Genomic DNA, 21369 nt, shown 5'->3' on the forward strand with positions numbered 1-21369 from the left:
CCAGTGCCGCGCGCAGGACGTCAGCCGGGATGCAAGGGCACGGCGCGCGGAGGCTGGTCGGCGGTTGCCGGCGCCGGCAAGCTATCCTTGAAATCCTGATAACACTCGTCCAGCACCTGGCGCGTAAATCTGCCAATTGCCGCGTACTCGATCTCCGTCAGGTTGGCCAGCGAGACCCGCGCCGACGTATCGACCACATCGAAGCCATTGCCGGGCAGCAGAACCACGCCGGTCTCTTCTGCCAGACGAAACAGGAAGCTGATGCCGAGGTCGCTCTTGATGAACCAGGCTTCGAATTCGGCGCCGTACAACGCGCCGCCGATTTCCTGCAGATCGATCAACGAGTAATAGTTCACGTCGTTCGGTGTCCGCAACGCGGCAATACCCATGTTGCGATACAGCGTTTGATAGCGCTTGCGCAGCATCTGCTTGGCCGACTCCTTGTAGCGGTGCTCGCGGTCCATCAGCCCATTGAGTGCGAACAGTGCCATCTGCAGTTGCTGCGGCAGTGACAATCCTGCGGTGTGGTTCAGCGCCACGGCGCGGCTGTCGGCGACCAGTCGATCAATGAAACGGATGGCGCGCGGGGTCGTGGTGAGCGACGCGTAACGCGTATCGAGGAGTAATTTTTCCGCTTCCGGCAACGCCGCCAGGGCGTCATCGAAGGCATTGTCATCGCGCAAAGCAATGGTGCCGAGGCGCCATCCCGTTGCGCCGAAGAACTTGGAGAACGAATACACGCACAGCGCATTGCGCGGACATTTTGCAAACAACGACACAAAATCATCCGCAAAGGTGCCGTACACATCGTCGGTGACGATGAACAGATCGGGGCGTTGTTGCGCCACCAGCTCAGCCAGTTGGTCGAGCACCTGATCGGACAGCTTGGTCGAGGGCGGATTGCTCGGATTGACGAGGCAAAACAGCTTTACTGCCGGATCGCGCAGCTTGTCGATCTCACTGCTCGGCAACTGCCAGTCGGCGTGCCCGTCCATGCGGATATCGACCACCTCGAGGCCGTATTCGGCCAGCAGCGGGATTTCCAGATAGGGTGAAAAAATCGGCGTGCTGATGGCGATCTTGTCGCCCGGCTTGATCAAGCCGTTGGCCCGCAATGTCTGGAAAATATACGTCATCGCGGCCGTGCCGCCCTCGGTGGCAAACACCGAGAACGGTCCCTGATGGGCGATCGGGCCGAACATTTCCTGCGCCAGATACGCTTTCACGATTTCTTCCGTGTGCACCAGCATGCGCGGCGGCGTCGGGTAATTACAACCCAGAAAAGCTGCCACCATCTCGAACAGAAACGCTTCCTGGTCGAGTCCGAGCTGATCCTTCACATACGAAATCGCCGACCGCAGAAAGCGCACGCCATCCGTGCTGCGATGTGCCGTGGCATAGATATCGAACCGGTGCACGATGCCGCTGCGCTCCGGCAGACCGCCAAAGCCGCTGTCGAGATAGGAATAGGAACGCTCGGCTTCGCGCATGGCAAAATCGCCCAGGCTCAGGAAGGCCCAGCGCGGCAGGGTGGCCAGAAAATTCGGATTGCCGCGACCCGCATTGAGCATCATGCGTTGCGCATCCGAGGAGGCGATGGCGATGAGCTGATCCTTGAGTTCAAACGGGCTCAGGTTGGCAAATTGCTGGAAATCTTGTTGCGGCATGATAGGGCTCGATCGCGGTTCAGGGGACGGCATTTTTGGTGATGATGCCAACGATGACCGGACCCCAAAGGGTCAGAAACACATTGGCAACGGCGTAGGTAACGGTAAAGGACACGACCGGGGTGGCATTGCCCGCCTTGTCGAGCAATGCTGCGAACGCCGGGTTGGCGCTGCGGCCGCCGGCGACACAGGCGAGCGCTTCGATCGGATTGCGGATGCGCAGCACGTACCACGAAAAAAAGAAAGTAACGACTTGCGGTATCAGCGTCACGGCGACGCCGAGCAGCAGCAGCGTGAAGCCGTACTGCCGGATCGCGACCAAGGCCTGCGGTCCGGCCGAGATCCCGACAATGCCAACAAAGACCGCCAGGCCAAAATCGCGCAGGAAGTTGGACGCGCCCAGGGGCAGTGCCGACACACGCGGATGGACACTGCGCAGCCAGCCGAACATCAGGCCGGACAGCAAGCAGCCGCCGCCACTGCCGATCGAGATCGGGATACCCATGATGTGAAACTGCACCATGCCGATCAGGATGCCGATCAGCATGCCCAATCCCATGAAGATGAAGTCCGTGACCGCTGCCGGATTGATCTTGTAGCCGATTTTCGATTGCACCCGGTCGAGGTCCACCGGGCTGCCGGTGAAGTGCAATTCATCACCGCTTTTCAGCGTGATCTTGCTCAGCAGCGGAAGCGCCAGGCCCATGCGCAAGACCCGCGTCAGGAATACGCCGTGGCGGGTATCCAGGGTCACGTGGTCGTGGATTTCGCCGACTTCACGCCCGCTCAGCGCGCGATTGGTCAGAATGATTTCGCGGCTCTCCTGCACCACCAACATGCCCTCTGGCGCGCTGACTTCCTTGCCGAAGTAAGCGGTGGCGGCCTCCATGACAACGATCAGCCCGGTAACCGCCACCATGTCGCCGGCCTGCACGACGGTGCCATCCGCAAGCGGCAGCGCTTGTCCGGCCCGATAAATCGCCTCCACCGAGGCATCCGACAGCGCAATGTCGATCGCCAGGGCAGTCTGGTTGGCCGCCTTGCTGTCGGGCGCAACCAGATACATGCGGGTGGCCACCGCGCGCACCGCATTGAACTGGCCCGGGTCGAGTTCGGCGTGGCCGCCGGAAATTGCAGCAGCAAGCTTGATGGCTTCCTGGCGAATGTCCCAGCGCATCACCATCGGCAGGAACCAGGTGACCATGATGATCGGTCCGAGCGAGCCAAAGATATAGCAAACCGCATAGCCAACCGCGACGTTGGTTTGCATTGTCTTGATCAAGGCCGGGGCCAAACCGAGCTTGGCGATGGCGTCACCGGCGGTACCGATGATGGCCGACTGCGTCAGACCGCCAGCGGCGAGGCCGGCTGCCATGCCGCGATCGAGGTCGAACATCCAGGCCGCCAGCAACACGCACAACAGACCCGTGGCACACATCACAAATGCCGACACCAGTTGATTGAGCGAGCGCCGGTTCAGCGCATGAAAAAACTGCGGTCCGCCCTGAAAGCCAACCGCATAGATGAACAGCGCGAAGAAGATCGCCTTGATGCCGGGATTGATCTCGATGCCGAGCTGGCCGACCAGCACGCCGACAAGCAGCGTGCCGGCGATCCCGCCGAGCACGAAGCGTCCGATTTTGATTTTTCCGACCAGATAACCGAGCGCGATCGTTGCGAACAGGGCCAATAGGGGTTCGCGGGTAAGCAAATGCTTGATCAATTCCATTGCAGCGTCATCATGAATTTCCACCTGGGTAAAAGTGTGCGGGCACGGTCCGGCATCCACGGGTATGTTGCGGAATGCGATCGGAAGGGGAAGAAGTGTTGCGAGATACGCCGGATCGTTGTTCTGGGCCAGCAGCAGCGATCCGGTGGATTGAGTATCGACGGCCTGGGATACTTATCTGCGTGCGTTGACGCACATAGTCAAAAATTGCCACCGCATGCCGGAGAATTTCCCGTATCGGGCAATGGCGCTGGTGAAGCGGCCCGGGCGATTCTGCGTCGTTGCGGCGGCCTAGAGCAACTCTTCCGGCGCCAGCGGCGCAAGCAGCCACAAGCCGAAATTGAACAACACGCCGACATCGGGCTCGCTGGTATAAATGACCTCGACGCCATCGTCGATGGCGACCCATTCGAGGCCGCCGGTCTTGGCAGATAAACGCAGGCGATAGGAACTCTCATCGTGATCGGCCTGCAGCAACTCGACCAGTTGGCCGGCCATGGTCGGACTGTCGATCAGCAGGCCCATCTCGGTATTGGTGCGCGCCGAACGGGCGTCCAGATTCAGCGAGCCCACGAAGAGCCGCTTGCGGTCGACCGCGACCACCTTTGCGTGCAGACTGGCGTGCGAGGACCCAAACAAACCGAGCCGACCACGCTTTTGCGCGCGGGTCGGACTGAGTTCGTACAACTGCACGCCCTGTTCCAGCATCTCGCGTCGATAGCGCGCATAGCCGACATGGACCAGCGGCGAATCGTTGGCAGCAAGCGAATTGGTCAGCACGATCATGCGAATGCCGCGTGCCGACATGGCGCGAATCGCTTTCATGCCGATTTTTCCAGGCACGAAATACGGCGAAATCACCATCACTTCGGTTTCAGCGCTGGTCATCAGACGCACGATGTTGCTGCTGACCGTATCGGCCCTGGTTTCCTCGGTCAGGCCGGCGACTTTCGAGGGTGCATCGGCCACCACGGTTGCGGAGGCGACTTCCAGCGCGAGTTTGCCGCTGCCCAGTTCGGTCGATATCGGTCCGTAGCCGAGCGGGTCGCGCGTCTCGGTCAATGCCGCCGCCGACATCCCGGCCGGTTCCGGCGCGAGCGGCACGTCGTCGAGCTTCAGGTGTGCGAATGCGCTGGCGGGATAGGCGTATTCGCTATTCCAGAACGCGTCGAATACGGCGGACATCTTCGGCACGATCGCACCAGCGGCGAACACATCAAGATCAATGAAATTACTGGCGCTGCCCTGCATGAAATATTCGTTGCCGATATTGCGACCGCCGGTGATCGCCATCGCGTTATCGGCGACGAACAGCTTGTTGTGCATGCGGTGATTGATCCGGTCGAAGTCCCCGGCCGCCGCCAGAACACGCGTAAACATCCGTAGGCGGCCACCGGCAAAGGGATTGAATACGCGCACTTCCAGGTTGGGATGGGCCGACAGTTGCGCAAACATCTGGTCCTTGCCTTCGGTCGCAATGTCGTCGAGCAGCACCCGCACGCGCACCCCGCGCAACGCCGCAGCCAAGACCTCCCGACCCAGCGCGCGGCCGGCTTCATCGTCATGGAACAGGTAATACTGCACGTCGAGCGTGCGTTCGGCACGGCGCGCCAGCGCGATGCGTGTATCAAAGGCAAAGCCGCCGGTGGGCAACAAGCGGAATCCCGAACTGGCGTCAGACGGCAGCGACGCCTGCACGATGCGCCCCAGACTGGTGTCTTGCGGATTCGGCAACGCGGTGGAAGGGTTTTTTTCAAAGCCAACCGGCAAGCCGGCGCATCCGGCCACGAGGGTGGCGACCAGCAACGGCGCCAACTGGCGCAACACTACGGAATCAAACATGATGGACCTGTCAGCATCTTGGCACTGGTGCGTCAGGATGGCGCGGTGCGGCGTGCGAAAGATGTGAGTGTACCGATTTTCCGGTGCCGGATGCCGGACGCAGAAACGACGATGCCCGCTCAGTGAGCGGGCATCGGGACTGCCATGCGGCCAGTCGCTGGATTTACTTGGTGTGATCCTTGATGAATTCCTTGGCGTCGCCCAGACCTTTTTGGACTTTTCCTTCGACCTGCTTGCCGAGGCCTTTGGCTTGCTGATCCTGGCTACCGGTCAGTTTGCCCGCTTCTTCCTGGATCTTGCCTGCGATGTCTTTGGCTTCGCCCTTGATTTGGTCCTTGTTCATGCATGTTCTCCTGAAATGGGTGGATGTACAGCATTGCCGGAACGTTGTATTACGCCACCGGCGCGTTACTGCCAGACCGACAATACGGAAACCCGCCGATCGTTTCGGTGCGTTATCGCACAAAACTGCAGGCGCCGAGCGAGATGCATCAAGGCAATAAAATTATGGTCGCCAGCAACCGCGCGCTGCTACACTGGCCACTTGACGTTCGCCCGGGGCGTTGCACCAGCTTGATTCCTTGTCATGAAAAAACCCGCCAAAGCCGCCAACAATGACATGTTCGTCATCGTCACCATTGCGGTCATCCTGACCGCATTGTTGGGGATATTCGGTGCGACCTGGTATTTCCGTTCGTATGTGCCGGAGCAGAAGACGCTACAGGCCTTCACGCTGATCGAACCGCTGGTGATCAGCACCGATACCTATTCGCTGGCGGCCAAGATTGCCATCCAGACCAACCGCAGCAATCAGCAATGGGCCACCGAGAACAAGCCTGCGATTCTCACGACCATCAAGGGTATCCTCGATGGCCTTGAACCCGCCGGCGTGCACGCGCCGGGCGGACTGGCCACGTTGCAAACCGTGCTCAAGGATGCGGTCAACAAGCGCTTCAAGACGACCAATGTCGAACAAGTCCTGTTCATGGATTTCTTGCTGCAAACCGGTGTTTGACCGCCCCTCCACACTCACGACCATGGCCATGAAATTTCGACACTACAAGGGCGGCATCTATGAACTGGTCGGCGCCGCCACCCTCGAATCCGATCTCACGCCGATGACGGTGTACCGCTCGCCGGACGGCGCGTTGTGGGTACGACCGACGGCCGTGTTTGACGAGATGATCGAGCTCGACGGCAAGCCGATGCGGCGTTTTTCGCCACTGCCCTGAGTCGGCCCGCACGGCTTCTGCTACAGTGCCGCCATGACGACATTGACCCTTGACCGCATCCTGCAATCGCAGGGCTTTGGCACCCGCAAATGGTGCCGCCAATTGATCGCCGAAGGCGAAGTCAGCATCGCCGGCACGGTGATCACCGATTACCGCCAGGCGTTCAACACTGACGCCCTGGTGTTCCGTCTGTTCGAGGAGGACTGGGACTACCGCGAGCACGTCTTTCTGGCGCTGCACAAGCCGCCCAACTTCGAATGCTCGCGCAAACCCAGTCATCATCCGGGCGTGCTGAGCATCCTGCCGGAGCAATTCACGTGGCGCGAGGTGCAGCCGGTCGGACGGCTCGATCATGACACCACCGGCCTGTTGCTGATGTCGGATCACGGGCCCTTCATCCATACCCAATCCTCGCCGAAATCGCATATCCCGAAAGTCTACGTCGCCACCACCGCCGAGCCGGTCACGCCGGAGCTAGTCGCGCAATTGCTGGCCGGTGTCCAGCTGCATGACGAGCCTGCACCGCTGGCGGCCGTGCACTGCCAGATGGTCGACGCGCAGCGCATCGAGATCGTGCTGGAGCAGGGCAAATACCATCAGGTCAAGCGCATGCTGGCGGCCGCCGGCAACCATTGCATCAGCCTGCAACGGGTTGCCGTTGGCGGCCTGACACTCGCCGGGCTCGGCCTGGAAGAAGGCGAGTGGTGTTATCTGGATGCCGACGATCTGGCGCTGCTGGTGGCTGCGCCGCTCAGCGCGCCGCTCGCCGCTGGTTAAGCAGTTCGCTGCCTAGTTGCATAAATTGAAGCTGTAGCTGTTGACGCCGAACTTGGGCTTCAACCAACTGCCTTCGCAGATGCGCGACGCGAACCAAATCGCCCCCTGCGCTGGCTGCGATTAGCTCGCCCCCAAGCTCGCGCTCACGCTTGACGGCGCACTGATGCAATTCGCGCGTCTTGTCGCGCAGCAGCTGAAGTTCAGTCGAGGAGAGGCGTTTGGCGCTGGCGGAAGTTGTTGGCGCGCCCGGCTGCGGTTTCGCGGCCTCGCGCTTGGCCTGCTGGCTCGGTTGCGCAGCACGAAGCCGGGGGAGCTGGGTGGGCGTTTGCGGAACTCCCGCGAACAGCCTCGACAACGCGATTTCGCGCGGCCGGGGTGGGTGTTGCGGCGGCACGGGCAGCGAGGCAAGCAGGCGTCCCTTTACCAGCGCACCCATGCTGGCGGCCAATTTATTTCCCAGTTCGCACCCGCGTACGAAACTCGCCGACACGTTGTTGTCGCTGGTCGGTCTAGACCTGGCTGCAGTCCTTACGGCAGGCTTCGCGCGGATGGGCGCAGGCTTAAAAAAAAATGATGGAAACCGCATGATCGTCCTTCTCTAGCAATGGTGTGAAAGTAACGATTAAGTCGCGCCACGTCGATGCTGGTTCCATTCCCGCAATCCCGTCCGGCAGGTCGTCCACGCCAATTGCCTGATCAGAGAATCAGCATCGCCCGAAAATCATTGACATTCGTACGCGTCGGCCCGCTCACCACAAGGTCGCCCAGCGCACTGAAAAAACCGTAGCCATCATTGTTGTCGAGCAGCGTACGGGCGCGCAGGCGGAGCCCTGTGGCGCGCGCCAGCGAATCGGGTTGCAGCAGTGCGCCGGCATTGTCTTCGGAGCCGTCGATGCCGTCGGTGTCGCAGGCCAGCGCATGCACACCCGGCAAGCCATCCAGCGCCACCGCCAGACTCAGCAGGAATTCGGCATTGCGCCCGCCCGGCCCGTGCCGCGCACCGTGACCGTGGTTTCGCCACCCGACAGCAGCACGCACGGCCGGGCAAACGGCTGGCCGTGCAGCGCCACCTGGCGGGCCAGCGCCGCATGCATCAGGCCGATGTCGCGCGCCTCGCCTTCGATCCCGTCGGACAGGATGTATGCCGCTACACCGGCGGCGCGCGCGGCACTGGCGGCCGCTTCCAGCGCGTGCTGCGCGGTGGCGATGACGTGGTGCTGATTGCGGGCGAAGCGCGCGTCGTCCGGCTTGGGTGTTTCACCGGCGCCGCTGTCCAGATGCGTCTGCACCGCAGCGGGAATGGCGATCCCGTATTTGCCGAGCACCGCCAGCGCTTCGGCGCAGGTGGTCGGATCGGGCAGGGTCGGGCCGCTGGCAATGATGCCCGGGTCATCGCCGGGCACGTCGGAAATCAGCAGCGTGACCACGCGCGCGGGCGCACAGGCCAACGCCAGCCGGCCGCCCTTGATGGCCGACAGATGCTTGCGCACGCAGTTCATTTCGGCAATCGTTGCGCCGCTCTTGAGCAAGGCCTTGTTGATCGCCTGTTTCTGCTCCAGCGTGATGCCGTCGCCCGGCAACGCCAGCACGGCCGAGCCGCCGCCGCTGATCAGGCACAACACCAGGTCGTCCGGACCAAGGCCCTGCACCAGCGCCAGCATGCGCCGGGCGGCGTCGCGCCCGGCTGCATCGGGGACCGGATGGGAGGCCTCGACCACCTCGATGCGCTGGCATGGCGCACCATGTCCATAGCGCGTGACAACCAGACCGGACAATTCACCCGGCCAATGCCGCTCGACGCTTTGCGCCATCGCGGCGGCGCCCTTGCCAGCGCCGATCACCAGTGTGCGCCCGTTGGCCGGGGCTGGCGGGAGATACGCAGGCAGGCATTTTTCGGCGCTGACAGCCGCTACGGCAGTGGCATACAGGTCAAGCAGAAACTGGCGCGGTGTGGCGAGGCTCATGGCGGATTCCAGGATTAGGTGGCCTGATTATGCGGCCGCGGTTTCGACGCGGGGCAACCGCGCCGATGAATTGTTTTCATGCCTTGCCAGCCGTCGCCGACTATGCCAGCATCGGGCCATGCATCTTTCCTCGTTGTTTCGTTTGTGTTGCCTGAGCGCGTTGGCGCTGGCAACCGTCGCTTGTGCGGAGGATCCCGTGCGTCCCACTTCTGCGCCATCCGGCAGTGCGGCACTGCTGGCGAAAATCCATGCCGAAATCGGCGCTGCCGCTTGCGACAGCGCGGCCCAATGTCACACCATTGGCATTGGCGCCAAATCGTGCGGCGGGCCGGAGGCGTGGCTTGCCTGGTCCGACAAGCATACCGATCCGAAAAAATTGCAGTCGCTGGTGGCGCAGCATCGCGCCGCCCGCGAAGAAGAAAATCGGCGCAGCGACATGGTCTCGGATTGCCGGGCGATCCCCGATCCGGGCAGCAGTTGCGTGCCTGCCAGCGGCGGCGGAGTTTGCCGACTGAACCGGAATCCCGCCAGCGGCGTCTGACCGTCGTCCGCACAAACAAGAAGGGCCGCCAGCTTGCGTTGGCGGCCCTTCTTTCATTGCAGCCCCGCACGCTGGCGGGGCTGCAATCGTACCTGCTGGTGGATCAGTTGCGCTTGGACAGTTGGGCAGCGCTCAGATCACGGGTCGGTTCCGCCAGCGGCAGGCCGCCGTTGGTTTCAACCCGCACGACCGTGGTGGCCTGCACTGCGCCGCTGGCATCCTTGAACTGGGCGCCACCGACAAAGCGACCGCCGAGTGGCAGGCCAGACCATGACACGCCAACCGACGCTGTGCTACCGGCATACACGGTGCCCGGCAAAAGGACGTTGAACTTACCGCCGATATCGCTTGGCGTGACCACCCAGCTCGACAGTTTGTGCGTCATTGCTGCGCCACCACCGTAGGCTGCCACGCACACCTTGTAGTTGCCGGCTGCCGGGCTGGCGACCTGGACCGACTCGATCGAACCATCGTTGCCCGAATACACCGTGCTGCCATCCGGAGCGACCAGCATCAGGTCGTTGTCATCGGTAACGGCGCCGGTATCTTCCTGACGCAAGGCAAAGCGGGCCACGATGGTGCCAACCGGTACGACGAAGTTATGTACCTTCACCGACACCGTATCGACGCCAGCAACGCAGGCGGTTTTCAGCGCCGCTTGCGTCACGGCGCCGGGAGCCAGGCTGTAGACACTCGACAGCGTGGCATCCTTGAGGCCGCCCTTGTTGGCCGTCATGCGACCGGAAAAGCCGGTCTTGACGGTCAAGACACGCGAGCCCGAAACGGTGTTGCCGGTAAGCAGATCCGGCGCCAGGATTGGATTGCCGGTACGTGCGGTGAGCGGGATTTTTACCGTATGCGCACCATCGTTCCAGGTCAGCGATCCGTACGACCAGACATTCGCCACGGCGCCACTGGCAACCAGTTTGACGGTGAAGCTTTTGGTTTCCTTTGGTGCCAGCGTCAGGCTGGCCGGCGTGACCGAGGTCGTGAAGCCGGGAAGGGTGGCCGCAGCGCTGTAGGTTGCAGCGGCGCCGCCGACATTGGTCACCTTGCGGGTTACCGTCGTGCTGCCGATCACCGAACCGACCGTAATGCTGGCCATGTTCAGGTTATAGGTTTCGTCCAGCGGGGTTCATCCGCACTATCCGCACTTTTGGGTTATGCCGGGGTGATGCCATGACGACCGGTAAAGCATCACCACTCGATTTATTTGGCGACGCCTTGCCGTTGAAGTCTGCCAATGCAAAGCCCGAAGCCGCTGCGCTGGTGGAAGTCCTGAAGACGTTGCGGGCGCATTCGCTGGTGGCATGGTGTGAACGGATGAACAGCGGGGCCGCAATGATGGGCGGGCGCTTTGTGCGCTTCGGTTGGACCGGCTGCCCTGACGTTCTCGGGCAATTGACGGATGGCCGCTTACTTGGCGTGGAAGTGAAGGCCGAGCATGGAAAGCTGCGACCCGAACAAACCATTTTCCTTGAACGCATTCGGGCCGCTGGTGGTGTGGCATTCATGGCGAGGGATTGCCGGGACGTGTTGCGCGAACTTCAACTATCAATGAACGGAAAATCAAATGACTGCTAAACAAACGACGACATCAAAGAAGGTTGTCGCGCCAGCTATGGCGGATATACCAAAGCCGGATAAATCAAAAATGGTGCAGGTGGTTTGTCGGCGTGGCACTACTGAAGATAGGGCGGTGGCCGAGCATGTGCTGAACCCCGCAACGGCAAACGCAACAACTGCGCTGGAATTTTCGAGAGCGCAGTATTCCGGCGTGAGTTTGCAAGATTGCTTAATGGTGGTGAAGGACGATATCGAGTCCGTCAACGGGGGCAATCTCGACAAACTGGAAGGGATGCTGACAGCGCAGGCAATCGCGCTAAACGCCATGTTTAACAATTTCGCAAACCGGGCGATTCAAGCCGACGTGATGCCGAAACTGGATACCTATTTTCGACTGGCGCTCAAAGCACAATCACAGTGCCGCTCGACCGTGGAAGCCATAGCGGAAATCAAATACCCGAAGTCGGCGACCTTCATCAAGCAAGCCAACATAGCGCAACAGCAACAGGTGAATAACGGGGCTGCCAAGTCATTGACTGAAAAACCTACGCACGAGAGAAACATAACCCCATCGAACGAACTATTAACGGAGGCAAGCAGTGCGACACTGGACACCCGAGGAACGATTAAAGCAGGCCGCACTGATACGAAACTGGAAGCCGTGGAAGCAATCAACCGGACCGACCACCGAAAGCGGAAAAGCGAAGGCATCCGGTAACGCAACAAAGCACGGTATGCGCTCCGCTGAATGGCTGGCCGAACATAGGCGCTTAAATTCCATCCTGCGCGACTTTCGGGAATCGCTCGAAAAAGCCTGCACTTAGACCTTTAGCCAAAAAGCAGGCTACAGCCGACTACCGAAAAACCCAGACCCGCCGCGTGCGGGTTTTTTTCTGCCAATTCCGGTTGATGGTGACACTGTTAGAAAACGACCGTTTCCCAACACCCCCACAAGGCACCGTCTGTCCCTGTTGGGAACAGCCGATCACATTTCCAACATGCAGGCATCTGCCAACACCGTTTTCCAACACGGTATTTGAGCGTTCCGCGCGCGCGTGGCAGCACTCAGAAACAGAGCCAGTACAGGCAAACGCCAGTTCGACTCCTCATCAGGAGTCCAATCATTCCCCGTAACCCGCATGGTTGCTGGACTTTTCGCAGGGACGCTGGCTCAGACGCCGCCATAGATGCCGCCAAAGAAAAACCATAGCGCCAAATAGAGCCGGTGAGGTTAGCGCCCCGGTTAGTGCGCAATATCGCCATGCCGGTTGATGAGTGACACAAAAGAAGTGCTGGCTAGTGGGCTCGCTCGGTACGCAACATGGTCGAACCGGCCCAGCACTGGACAAGATGTCATTTCACATCAAAAACCTGACGTCTCATGGCGCCCACCACAAACCGGAAAACGTCACTCATGCTTTAAAAATTTTCAGCAATGCCACTGCCGGGGAAAACAATCCGACCTTTCGGTTTGCTTGAGCAGCTTCGAGGACTTCGACAAGCTCATCGTATTTGTCGGCTTGTCTGTCGTTCAAGTTGGTCATATTCATGCTCCAGCGAGGAAAAGTGCGGAAACTGGCCGGTTCGTTGTAAATCACTCGGGAATTTTTGTGTCGAGGATCGAGTTCGATTTTCTTATAAAGCGTATCAAGCTTAGATGCCGGACCTTCCAATACTTGCAAAAACCACCCGCCGTTGTAAAACAAACTACCTGTTATCTCCAGTGGCGCGTTGTTTGTCTTTGCCTTTTCTTGTATCGCAGAAAGGTCTTCTGGAGACATCTTACGTGTTGCTTGGCTTAGGTAGATAAGCTGATTAATTGACATTGAAACATCCTAAATTTGGTGAACCCCGGTCGAATCTGACGGAGCAAAAATTCATACTATCTTAAAAATAGTATGGCGTTCGAAGTGCTTTAAAAGGGCCTGCCGGATTTACATGACGCCCTTGACTCAAGTCCGGCCCATCGGGGTCCTTGGAAGCGCCACGTAAAAGTCCCGACCTAAATCATAGGCCAACTAATTCCTTCCACGCAACAGAGAATTAAGCGTTCGAACGGCATTGGCAGGAAGTACGCACAAGGCGAAAGCGTCAGCGCACTGGCAAGGGCCTACGGCGTATCGAGGGCCAATGCCCGTCGCATCGCAAACGTGTTGCAGTGATTCGCATTGACTGAATGAGGTTACACAGCGGTTACATGGGCAAGAGAAACCGTCAGAAAGCAAAAAGCCCAACTGTAAAAGTCGGGCTAAGTGTTTGATTCTATTGGTGCGGCTGGCTGGAATCGAACCAGCGACCCTTGGCTTCGGAGGCCAATACTCTATCCACTGAGCTACAGCCGCATGTGAGGAACCGTGCGAAGGCGTGCAGGATACCGTTTTTCTGCTGCCCCGTCCATGGATAGGGTGCTTGCGCGTTCCAAACGCAATACAAACCATCTATAATCGAGCGCTTTGGCGATGTGAGATGCTGCGAATGGCGCGGCGCGACAGGCCACCGGTTTTGACATCTGCACTAAGGGAACTATGAGCGACGCACACGACGATCACGCCTCCGGGATCAAAACACCCAAGCAACTCATTGCCGCCGTTCTTGCCGGCTTTATCGTGCCCATCATCGGCATTGTCTTGCTGGTCCAGTACGTCGCCAGCGATGACAAGGTCGGCAGCGGCTCCAACGCACAGACTTCTGAGGCCATCGCGGCCCGCCTGAAACCGGTTTCCGACGAGGGATTCATTCTCAAGGACAGCAACGCGCCGAAGGTATTGCAGGCCGGCGACGCTGTCTACAAGGCGGTGTGTTCTTCATGTCACGCTGCCGGCGTGGCTGGTGCCCCGAAAGTCGGCGACGTAGCGGCGTGGTCGACGCGCATTGCGCAGGGCTACGAGACGCTGGTGTCGCATGCCGTCAACGGTATCCGGGCAATGCCTGCCAAGGGCGGCAATCCGGATCTGGATGATGTCGAAGTGGCCCGTGCCGTGGCGTTCATGGCCAATCAGGCTGGCGCCAAGTTCAAGGAACCGGAAGCCAAGGCGGTTAGCGCTGCTCCTGCCGCAGCGCCTGCAGTTGCCGAAGCCGCAGCACCAGCGCCAGCCGCTCCGGTGGCAGTCGTCGCCGCAGCAGCGCCTGCAGCCCTGCCCGCCGATGCCGGCAAAAAACTGTACGACGGCGTCTGCATGGCCTGCCATGCTGCCGGTATCGCCGGTGCGCCGAAGTTCGGCGACAAGACCGCCTGGGCCGATCGCATCAAGCAAGGCGCCGCCACGTTGCATGACCACGCCATCAAGGGTTATCAGGGCAAAGCGGGGGTCATGCCAGCCAAGGGCGGATCGTCAGCGAGTGATGACGAAGTCAAGGCGGCGGTCGACTACATGGCCGCAGCAGCGAAATAACGCGGTTGCACCGGACGTAAAAATGCCGACATGATGTCGGCATTTTTTATGTCAGCAGTCGATGTTCAGTCTTCTGTCATGAGCGGTTTCTTGCGCCGAAACAGAAGCCAGGCGCCGGCGCCAACAGCGCCGATCACCCCTACCGAACGCCACATCGGCAGCAGCAACCGCGCCTTGAGCATCAGCGACACACCGCTGACGACGAGTGGCAGCAGCGTTTGCAGGTTGCCGCGCTTGCCGCCCAACAGATTGCCGATGACTGCATAGGCGTTGCCGGTCAAATGCGCGATCAGTCCGCGCGCAAGGGCTTCCGTGCGCAGATTCTTGTTGAACATGTCGCGCGCGCCGCGCACCGCAGCACGGTACGCCGCGCCTTCGCGAATCAACTTTTCCTTGCGCTCGGCCAGTGTGGCCGGGATTGGATGGTTCAGGTCTTGGCTCATCGCGGCTTTCGGTTACAGCAACGCATCACGGTCATTGCGCAGCTCGGACAGGGTGGCGGGCATCGACAACTGACCTTGCTTGAGCATCGACTGGACATACAACGCCACGCCGACGGCGATAAGGCTGAACGCAACTGCCAGGAGCAGCAGTATCTTCCAGCCCAGCGCATCCCAGGTCAGCACAATCAGCAGGCCGGTCCAGAACAACACGGCGAAGCAGGCCGCAATCATGCCGGCTGCCGAAGCCAGAATCATCTTGACGAGGTTACCGCGCACTTCGGCCAGCTCAATGGAGGCCAGTTCGATACGGTTGACCAGCAACGCAAAGATGTTCTTTGCCATGCCGGCCAAACCGGGCAACAGACCAGACGATGGGCTGGCAGATGGTTGGTCCATGGGTGGAGGCGTCGCGGCTTACTTGCGCGCGATCAGCATGCCGATCAACACGCCGACGGTTGCCGACACGGCCACCGCACGCCATGGGTTCTCGTGCACGTAGTCATCGGCGGTGCTGGCGATTTCCTTGCCCGTTTCAACCGCAACGACTTGCGCATCATGGGCCTTCTCCATCGCTGTTTCGAGCAATGCCATGCCTTTGTTGCGCAGTTCGTCGGCTTTCAGGCCTGTCGCGGCGGTCGCTTCGCGGAACAGGTCCTGGGCGTCCTGTACCAGGGTTTTCATATCGGTACGGCCGGTTTTCAGATGGGATGTCAACATGGTCAAGCTCCTTGGTGGTGGATCGAATGAGGCGTCGTCGCATGGATGCGGTTCAGACTGGACACCACGATAGGCGCAAGTGCCCGGAACCTCGGTGCGCTATCGTACATAATGCTGCTATTCGAACAACAGCGCAATCACACTCCCGGCGTGCAGTCGGTGCAGTGCTCGACGGGCGGCATGCCGCGCAAAATGTTTTCCTGCAGGTCGCGCAATGCGGTGCGCACGCCTTCTTCGATGACCGGATGGTAGAACGGCATGTCGATCATCTGCGCAACCGTCATCCTGTTCTGACAGGCCCAGGCCAACAGGTGCGCCAGATGCTCGGCGCGCGGGCCAATCATTTCTGCGCCGAGAAACCGCCCCGAACCGTGTTCACCATACACCCTTAACAGACCGCGGTTTTGTCGCATCACACGACTGCGGCCCTGATTGGCGAAGGAAACCTGACCAATCGCAAAATTATCGTGCGCCAGATCGTGATGGGTTTGCCCCACCAGCGCAATCTGGGGATCGCAAAACACCACGCCGATTGGCGCCCGCCGCAACCCGTGCTTGATATCGGGGAAGCGACCGGCGTTATCGCCGGCGATACGGCCCTGGTCGACGGCTTCGTGCAACAGAGGTTTCTCGTCATCGGCGTCGCCGGCAATGAAAATCGTGCTGTACCCACATTGCATCGTGCAGCGGTCAAATGTCGGTACGCCCTTGCCATCCAATACCAGCCCGGTATGTTCGAGCTGCAGCCCACGCAGGTTAGGACTGCGGCCAACGGTCGACATCACCAGCGCAAAGTGCTCGCTGCGCACCATGCCATCCTTGCCGGCCGAGTGCACCAGCACGCCATCGCCATCGGGCTCAACATCAAAGCGCTGGATGCCGAGGCGCAGGTCGAGCTCCGCGTGCATGCACTCCAGCGCGCTGCGCACCACCTCGGGGTCCGTCAACGGGCCCACTTTTTCGCCGCGACCGAACAGCGCCACGCGCACGCCAAGCCGATGCAGCGCCTGGCCCAGTTCCAGGCCAATCACGCCAGGGCCGATGATGGCCACGGACTCGGGCAAGTCGGTCCAGTCAAACACCTGGTCGTTGGTGATCACGCGCGCGCCCAGATGATGCAATTCGGCGGGCACGATCGGGCTCGACCCGGTCGCGATGACGATGCGCGCAGCATTGACCTGGGTATGGTCGTCGATCTGCAGTTGCTGCGGACCGAGGAAGCGGGCGCTGCCCCACAACCGTTCGGCCGGCGCGATCTGCTCGACGCTTTCCAGCACGAAGCCGACAAAGCGATCGCGCTCCGAACGCACTCGTGCCATCACGGCCACGCCATCAATGCGCACCGGCCCGGCGTGCACGCCAAAGGCAGGCGCCTCGGCCACCATGTGCGCGGCTTCGGCCGCGGCAATCAGCAATTTGCTGGGCATGCAACCGATGCGGGCGCAGGTCGTGCCATGCGGTCCGCGTTCGATCAGCACCGCGCTGGCGCCTTGCGACTTCGCCGCCCGGAATGCAGACAGACCGGCACTGCCGGCGCCAATGACGGCAACGTCAACGTCGAGGATTTTCATGAGAAGGCTGCGCCGGTTTGTTCGCGCAATTCCGCAAACTCTTCGAGACTGCCGATCTGAATGACGATCGGATTGAAGGACGACTGCGGCTGTACCGGTCGCCATGCGAACAACCATTCCTTCTGTGCCGCCAGATGGCGTCCCTTGGTGAAGGCGGCGCCCAGCGGACTGGGCGCACCGTAGGCGACGGCGGCGTCGATGCCGGTCCATAACGGCAGCACCTTCTGCACGGCGCGATGCATCCGTTCCCCGAACTCTTCCGGATTGTGGATCACGATACAGCAGGGCGCCTGCGCGTCACGCTGGAACAACTTGTCGCTGGGCGCGCTGGACAGGCTCAGCGTCAGGAAACCCGGCGGGGCCAATGCCGGGCGCATGCCGAACGGCAGAATCTGGCTGGCGTCGGGTGGCAGCGGCTCACCGGGATTGGCGGGGCGCAAACGAAACTCACCGAACTGCAACGCGCGCTCTGCGCTGGGCCGATCGGCATAGAAATACAATTTGGCGGGACGGCGAGAGCCAGCACGCGAATCGGATGTGGCCATGATGCTCCTGTATCTGGGTAAACGGACAGACGTTCTCAATGACATCCTGACCGGCAACGAATTCTACCGTCTTGCGACACAAACCTGCAGCAGGCGCGCTGTGGTGTCATTCGCTCATTTGTGGTTGCGCAATGCTGCGAATCTGGAAGCGGCCGTCGTTGTTGAACAGCCAGGTCTCGGACAATTCCACCCGGCCATTGCGCAACAGGTTCGAGGCCGGCTTCGGAAACGGCGCGGTGCTGCGCAAACTGGCCAGCGCGGTCGCTTCGATGGCGCCATCGCGATTGCCGCGCGTGATTTCGCTGCTGATCAGTTTGCCGTTGGCGTCGACCACGAACTTGACCACGATGACGCCGCGCAGCAGGGCTTGCGGCCGGCTCACGTACACCTTGGTCGAATTGGTTTCGCAAATACGTTGCGCCAGATCCTCCTTGTAGGCGGCCAGTGTGCGCGCGGTCGAGGTGCCGTCACGCGTCGTTTCGACGCGTGCCTCGACCCGGGCGCTGCTGTCACTGCGCGATTCGACCGGGCCGTGCGAGGTGGAACAGGCGGCGAGCATTGCCGCCAGCGTGGATAGACCGACAACGAGCTGGAGTTTCATGATTTTTCGTTCCTGAGAATGTCCGTGCACATCATAGTTGCGTCGCCAGTTCCGCGCCTTCACGGATGGCGCGTTTGGCATCGAGTTCAGCCGCCAGTGCGGCCCCGCCAATCAGGTGAAAGGCCGGACCATTGCTGACCGCGCCGTCCGGCATCAGGCTGGTCAGTGAATCCTGGCCGGCGCAGATGATCACGTGATCAACCTCCAGCAAGCGTGTCACACCGCCGACGGTGATGTGCAAGCCGTTGTCGTCAATTTTGTTGTACTCGACCCCGGCCAGCATTTCAACGCCTTTTCGCAACAGCGTCGCCCGATGCACCCAACCGGAGGTTTTGCCAAGGCCAGCCCCGACCCGTGTGGCTTTGCGCTGCAGCAGAACCACCGTGCGCGGCGGCTGTTCCGGCGTCGGCGCACACAATCCGCCGCCGCTGCTGGCGCTCAAATCGACACCCCATTCGCCCAGCCAGTGCGACAGCGGAATGGGCAGCGGCACTGCTGCATCGTGCAGCAGGAACTCGGCCACATCGAAGCCGATACCGCCAGCGCCGACGATGGCCACGCGCTTGCCGACGGCGACGTTGCTTTTCAGGACATCCAGGTAGGACAGCACTTTCGGGTGGCCGATGCCATCGATCTTCGGCATGCGCGGCACAATGCCGGCGGCGACGATGACGTGGTCGAAGCCCTGCTCCAGCAACTCCTGTCGCGTCACGCGCCGGTTCAGGTGCAACGTCACGCCGGTGCGCTCGAGGCGGCGTCCGAAATAACGCAGCGTTTCGGCGAATTCTTCCTTGCCCGGGATGCGCATGGCGTAGTTGAACTGGCCGCCAATGCGATCGGAGGCTTCGAACAACGTCACCGCATGGCCGCATTCGGCCGCCACGCAGGCTGCCGACAGTCCGGCCGGACCAGCCCCGACCACGGCGACCCGGCGCGGCTTGACGGTCTTGCGGTAGACCAGCTCGGTCTCATGCGCGGCACGCGGATTGACCAGGCAGCTGGCGCGCTTGTTGGCAAAGGTATGGTCGAGGCAGGCCTGGTTGCAGGCGATGCAGGTATTGATTTCGTCGCTGCGGCCGGTGGCGGCCTTGTTCACAAACTCGGGGTCGGCCAGGAACGGCCGCGCCATCGACACCATGTCGGCATCGCCACTGGCAAGGATGTCTTCGGCCTCGGCCGGCATGTTGATGCGGTTCGATGCCACCACCGGAATGCCGACCTCCTTGCGCAGGCGCCCGGCCAGCGAGCGGAATGCCGCCCGCGGCACCGACGTGACGATGGTCGGCACCCGTGCCTCGTGCCAGCCGATGCCGGTGTTGAGGATGGTCACGCCGGCCTGTTCCAGCGCGCGCGCCACCGTGACCACTTCGTCCCAGGTATTGCCGCCCTCGACCAGATCGAGCAGCGAATGCCGGTACATGATGATGAAATTGGCGCCAACTGCGGCGCGAATCCGGCGCACGATATCGACCGGCAGCCGCATCCGGTTGGCGATCGGGCCGCCCCATTCGTCGGTGCGCAGGTTGGTGCGCGCGCACAGGAATTGATTGAGCAGGTAGCCTTCGCTGCCCATGATCTCGACACCGTCGTAACCGGCCCGCTTGGCCAGCGTCGCGCAGCGGACGTAATCGGCGATGGTGCTGGCGATGCCGGCTGCGGTCAGGGCCTTTGGCGTGAATTTCGAAATCGGTGACTTCAGCGCCGAGGCCGACACCACGAACGGCTGGTAGCCGTAGCGGCCGGCATGCAGGATCTGCATGACAATCTTGCCGCCCTCCGCATGGACGGCACTGGTCACCTTGCGGTGGTTCGACACATCGAGCCGGCTGTTGAGGGTGCCGCCAAAAGGCAGCAGCCAGCCGCGCCGGTCGGGCGAAATCCCGCCGGTGACAATCAAGCCGACGCCGCCGCGCGCGCGCTCGCCAAAATACGCCGCCAGCTTGGGATAGTGGTAGAAGCGGTCTTCCAGGCCAGTGTGCATCGATCCCATGATCACGCGGTTCTTCAACGTGGTGAAGCCGAGGTCGAGCGGCGCCAGCAGATGGGGATAGGTCTCGGTTGTCATTATGGTTTTTATGTTGGGTTGCGTGGTCTGCGCACATTCTCCCTGTCGCGCAGAGGCTGACTTGATTGTCCGTTAGCCGCCGCACGTTCAGGAAGTTTTTTCTCTGCTATCGTGCGCACTCTGACAATGTTTTCGAAGCTGCGATGCGCTTGCCCTTCCGATTTCTGATGTTGCTGGCGACCATGCTGATCCTGCCGGCGCGGGCTGACAACGAATTGCAGGTCGTGGTGCAGCGCAATCGGGCTGCGGAGCAGCCGTTCTTCGATATCCGCGCCAATGCTTTCGCGCGCGCCACGCCCGAGCACGTTTGGCAGGTGTTGACGGACTATGAGCGCCAGCCAGAGTATGTACCGAATCTGGCGGGCGCCCGCGTGGTGTCGCGCAACGGCGCCGAGGTGGTTCTGGAACAGAATGGGCGGGGTGGATTTTTCTTTATCCGGCATGCGATTCATTTGTTGATTCGGGTCACGGAACGTCCACCATCGTCGATTGATGTGTCGCTAATTTCGGGGAACATGAAGCGCTATGGTGCGCGCTGGCAGCTCAGCCCCGGCGAACAGGCCGGCGTCAGCGGCACGCGCATCGAATACAGCGGCATTATCGAACCGGATTTTTTTGTTCCGCCATTGGTAGGCAATGCCATCGTCCAGGGCGATGTGCGCAAGATGCTGGAGGCAGTCATCGCCCAGCTTGAGAAATAATCGCAAAGGAGAAGCA

The 21369-nt window shown here is 61.0% G+C and carries 24 protein-coding genes, 1 tRNA gene and 1 pseudogene; 10 read left to right on the forward strand and 16 right to left on the reverse strand.

Translation table 11 applies throughout. From position 1 onward, the window contains the following. Window positions 1–20: 20 nt before the first annotated feature. The 4 genes from RCH09_RS01015 to RCH09_RS01030 form a co-directional block, all read right to left on the reverse strand. Window positions 21–1667 (reverse strand): bifunctional aspartate transaminase/aspartate 4-decarboxylase, encoded by a 1647-nt coding sequence (locus RCH09_RS01015; RefSeq protein ID WP_326939156.1) that lies wholly within the window; start codon window positions 1665–1667, stop codon window positions 21–23. 19 nt (window positions 1668–1686) lie between these two features. Then, the gene (gene aspT, locus RCH09_RS01020; RefSeq protein WP_326939157.1) at window positions 1687–3396 is read right to left on the reverse strand and encodes an aspartate-alanine antiporter; all 1710 of its coding nucleotides are present in this window, start codon (window positions 3394–3396) and stop codon (window positions 1687–1689) included. 291 nt (window positions 3397–3687) lie between these two features. Then, a complete protein-coding gene (locus tag RCH09_RS01025; protein WP_326939158.1) occupies window positions 3688–5238 on the reverse strand; it encodes a phospholipase D family protein in 1551 nt (516 codons plus the stop codon). Between the two features lie 163 nt (window positions 5239–5401). Further along, window positions 5402–5581 (reverse strand): CsbD family protein, encoded by a 180-nt coding sequence (locus RCH09_RS01030; RefSeq protein ID WP_326939159.1) that lies wholly within the window; start codon window positions 5579–5581, stop codon window positions 5402–5404. Window positions 5582–5604: 23 nt separating this feature from the next. On the opposite strand from RCH09_RS01030, the gene RCH09_RS01035 reads away from it, so the two are divergent. From RCH09_RS01035 to RCH09_RS01050, 4 genes are read left to right on the forward strand one after another with little or no spacing between them, the layout of a single operon-like run. Continuing rightward, on the forward strand, window positions 5605–5856 hold the full coding sequence (locus RCH09_RS01035) for a hypothetical protein (protein ID WP_326939160.1): 252 nt from the start codon (window positions 5605–5607) through the stop codon (window positions 5854–5856). After that, on the forward strand, window positions 5825–6253 hold the full coding sequence (locus RCH09_RS01040; protein WP_326939161.1) for a flagellar basal body-associated FliL family protein: 429 nt from the start codon (window positions 5825–5827) through the stop codon (window positions 6251–6253). Before RCH09_RS01035 ends, RCH09_RS01040 begins: the two co-directional genes overlap by 32 nt. A gap of 28 nt (window positions 6254–6281) precedes the next feature. After that, on the forward strand, window positions 6282–6470 hold the full coding sequence (locus tag RCH09_RS01045; protein WP_326939297.1) for a DUF1653 domain-containing protein: 189 nt from the start codon (window positions 6282–6284) through the stop codon (window positions 6468–6470). Window positions 6471–6503: 33 nt separating this feature from the next. After that, window positions 6504–7247, forward strand: coding sequence for a pseudouridine synthase (locus RCH09_RS01050; RefSeq protein WP_326939162.1), 744 nt, complete (start codon window positions 6504–6506; stop codon window positions 7245–7247). On the opposite strand, the gene RCH09_RS01055 is transcribed toward RCH09_RS01050, so the two are convergent. Beyond that, complete coding sequence (locus tag RCH09_RS01055) at window positions 7222–7683, reverse strand: hypothetical protein (protein WP_326939163.1); 462 nt, start codon at window positions 7681–7683, stop codon at window positions 7222–7224. The two genes, RCH09_RS01050 and RCH09_RS01055, sit on opposite strands and share 26 nt — an antisense overlap. Here RCH09_RS01055 and RCH09_RS01060 point away from each other — a divergent pair. Next, complete coding sequence (locus tag RCH09_RS01060) at window positions 7682–7849, forward strand: hypothetical protein (protein ID WP_326939164.1); 168 nt, start codon at window positions 7682–7684, stop codon at window positions 7847–7849. The genes RCH09_RS01055 and RCH09_RS01060 overlap by 2 nt on opposite strands. A 94-nt stretch (window positions 7850–7943) precedes the next feature. Here the strand turns inward: RCH09_RS01060 and RCH09_RS01065 are convergent. Further along, window positions 7944–9211: pseudogene (locus RCH09_RS01065) on the reverse strand (glycerate kinase type-2 family protein). A gap of 196 nt (window positions 9212–9407) precedes the next feature. Between RCH09_RS01065 and RCH09_RS01070 the strand changes: the two are divergent. Beyond that, window positions 9408–9752 (forward strand): hypothetical protein, encoded by a 345-nt coding sequence (locus RCH09_RS01070; RefSeq protein ID WP_326939165.1) that lies wholly within the window; start codon window positions 9408–9410, stop codon window positions 9750–9752. Between the two features lie 103 nt (window positions 9753–9855). Here the strand turns inward: RCH09_RS01070 and RCH09_RS01075 are convergent, their stop codons facing one another. Beyond that, on the reverse strand, window positions 9856–10857 hold the full coding sequence (locus tag RCH09_RS01075) for a hypothetical protein (RefSeq protein WP_326939166.1): 1002 nt from the start codon (window positions 10855–10857) through the stop codon (window positions 9856–9858). A 74-nt stretch (window positions 10858–10931) separates the two neighbouring features. Between RCH09_RS01075 and RCH09_RS01080 the strand changes: the two genes are divergently transcribed. Together RCH09_RS01080 and RCH09_RS01085 are read left to right on the forward strand one after the other, a co-directional pair. Next, the gene (locus RCH09_RS01080) at window positions 10932–11336 is read left to right on the forward strand and encodes a VRR-NUC domain-containing protein (RefSeq protein WP_326939167.1); all 405 of its coding nucleotides are present in this window, start codon (window positions 10932–10934) and stop codon (window positions 11334–11336) included. Further along, a complete protein-coding gene (locus tag RCH09_RS01085) occupies window positions 11326–12036 on the forward strand; it encodes a hypothetical protein (RefSeq protein WP_326939168.1) in 711 nt (236 codons plus the stop codon). Before RCH09_RS01080 ends, RCH09_RS01085 begins: the two co-directional genes overlap by 11 nt. 694 nt (window positions 12037–12730) lie before the next feature. On the opposite strand, the gene RCH09_RS01090 is transcribed toward RCH09_RS01085, so the two are convergent. Then, the gene (locus RCH09_RS01090) at window positions 12731–13144 is read right to left on the reverse strand and encodes a BLUF domain-containing protein (RefSeq protein WP_326939169.1); all 414 of its coding nucleotides are present in this window, start codon (window positions 13142–13144) and stop codon (window positions 12731–12733) included. A gap of 440 nt (window positions 13145–13584) precedes the next feature. Further along, window positions 13585–13660: transfer RNA gene (locus tag RCH09_RS01095), tRNA-Arg, on the reverse strand. Between the two features lie 183 nt (window positions 13661–13843). On the opposite strand from RCH09_RS01095, the gene RCH09_RS01100 reads away from it, so the two are divergent. Beyond that, window positions 13844–14710, forward strand: a complete 867-nt coding sequence (locus RCH09_RS01100) for a c-type cytochrome (protein ID WP_326939170.1) — start codon at window positions 13844–13846, stop codon at window positions 14708–14710. A gap of 65 nt (window positions 14711–14775) precedes the next feature. Here RCH09_RS01100 and RCH09_RS01105 read toward each other — a convergent pair whose 3' ends face one another. The 7 genes from RCH09_RS01105 to RCH09_RS01135 form a co-directional block, all read right to left on the reverse strand. After that, a complete protein-coding gene (locus RCH09_RS01105; protein WP_326939171.1) occupies window positions 14776–15153 on the reverse strand; it encodes a hypothetical protein in 378 nt (125 codons plus the stop codon). Window positions 15154–15165: 12 nt separating this feature from the next. Next, window positions 15166–15549: a phage holin family protein gene (locus tag RCH09_RS01110; RefSeq protein WP_326939172.1), complete on the reverse strand. Its 384-nt coding sequence runs from the start codon at window positions 15547–15549 to the stop codon at window positions 15166–15168. An 18-nt stretch (window positions 15550–15567) separates the two neighbouring features. Further along, window positions 15568–15870, reverse strand: a complete 303-nt coding sequence (locus RCH09_RS01115; RefSeq protein ID WP_326939173.1) for a DUF883 family protein — start codon at window positions 15868–15870, stop codon at window positions 15568–15570. A gap of 137 nt (window positions 15871–16007) precedes the next feature. Beyond that, the gene (locus tag RCH09_RS01120; RefSeq protein WP_326939174.1) at window positions 16008–17441 is read right to left on the reverse strand and encodes a dihydrolipoyl dehydrogenase; all 1434 of its coding nucleotides are present in this window, start codon (window positions 17439–17441) and stop codon (window positions 16008–16010) included. Continuing rightward, window positions 17438–17986, reverse strand: coding sequence for a hypothetical protein (locus RCH09_RS01125; protein WP_326939175.1), 549 nt, complete (start codon window positions 17984–17986; stop codon window positions 17438–17440). Before RCH09_RS01125 ends, RCH09_RS01120 begins: the two co-directional genes overlap by 4 nt. Before the next feature lie 106 nt (window positions 17987–18092). After that, on the reverse strand, window positions 18093–18587 hold the full coding sequence (locus RCH09_RS01130; RefSeq protein WP_326939176.1) for an energy transducer TonB family protein: 495 nt from the start codon (window positions 18585–18587) through the stop codon (window positions 18093–18095). A gap of 31 nt (window positions 18588–18618) precedes the next feature. Beyond that, complete coding sequence (locus tag RCH09_RS01135) at window positions 18619–20652, reverse strand: NADPH-dependent 2,4-dienoyl-CoA reductase (RefSeq protein ID WP_326939177.1); 2034 nt, start codon at window positions 20650–20652, stop codon at window positions 18619–18621. A gap of 143 nt (window positions 20653–20795) precedes the next feature. Here RCH09_RS01135 and RCH09_RS01140 point away from each other — a divergent pair, with 143 nt between their 5' ends. Further along, entirely contained in the window at window positions 20796–21353 is a 558-nt protein-coding gene (locus RCH09_RS01140) for an SRPBCC family protein (protein ID WP_326939178.1), read from the forward strand. Window positions 21354–21369: the final 16 nt, after the last annotated feature.

The sequence above is a fragment of the Actimicrobium sp. GrIS 1.19 genome (assembly GCF_035984655.1).
Lineage (GTDB): Bacteria > Pseudomonadota > Gammaproteobacteria > Burkholderiales > Burkholderiaceae_D > Actimicrobium.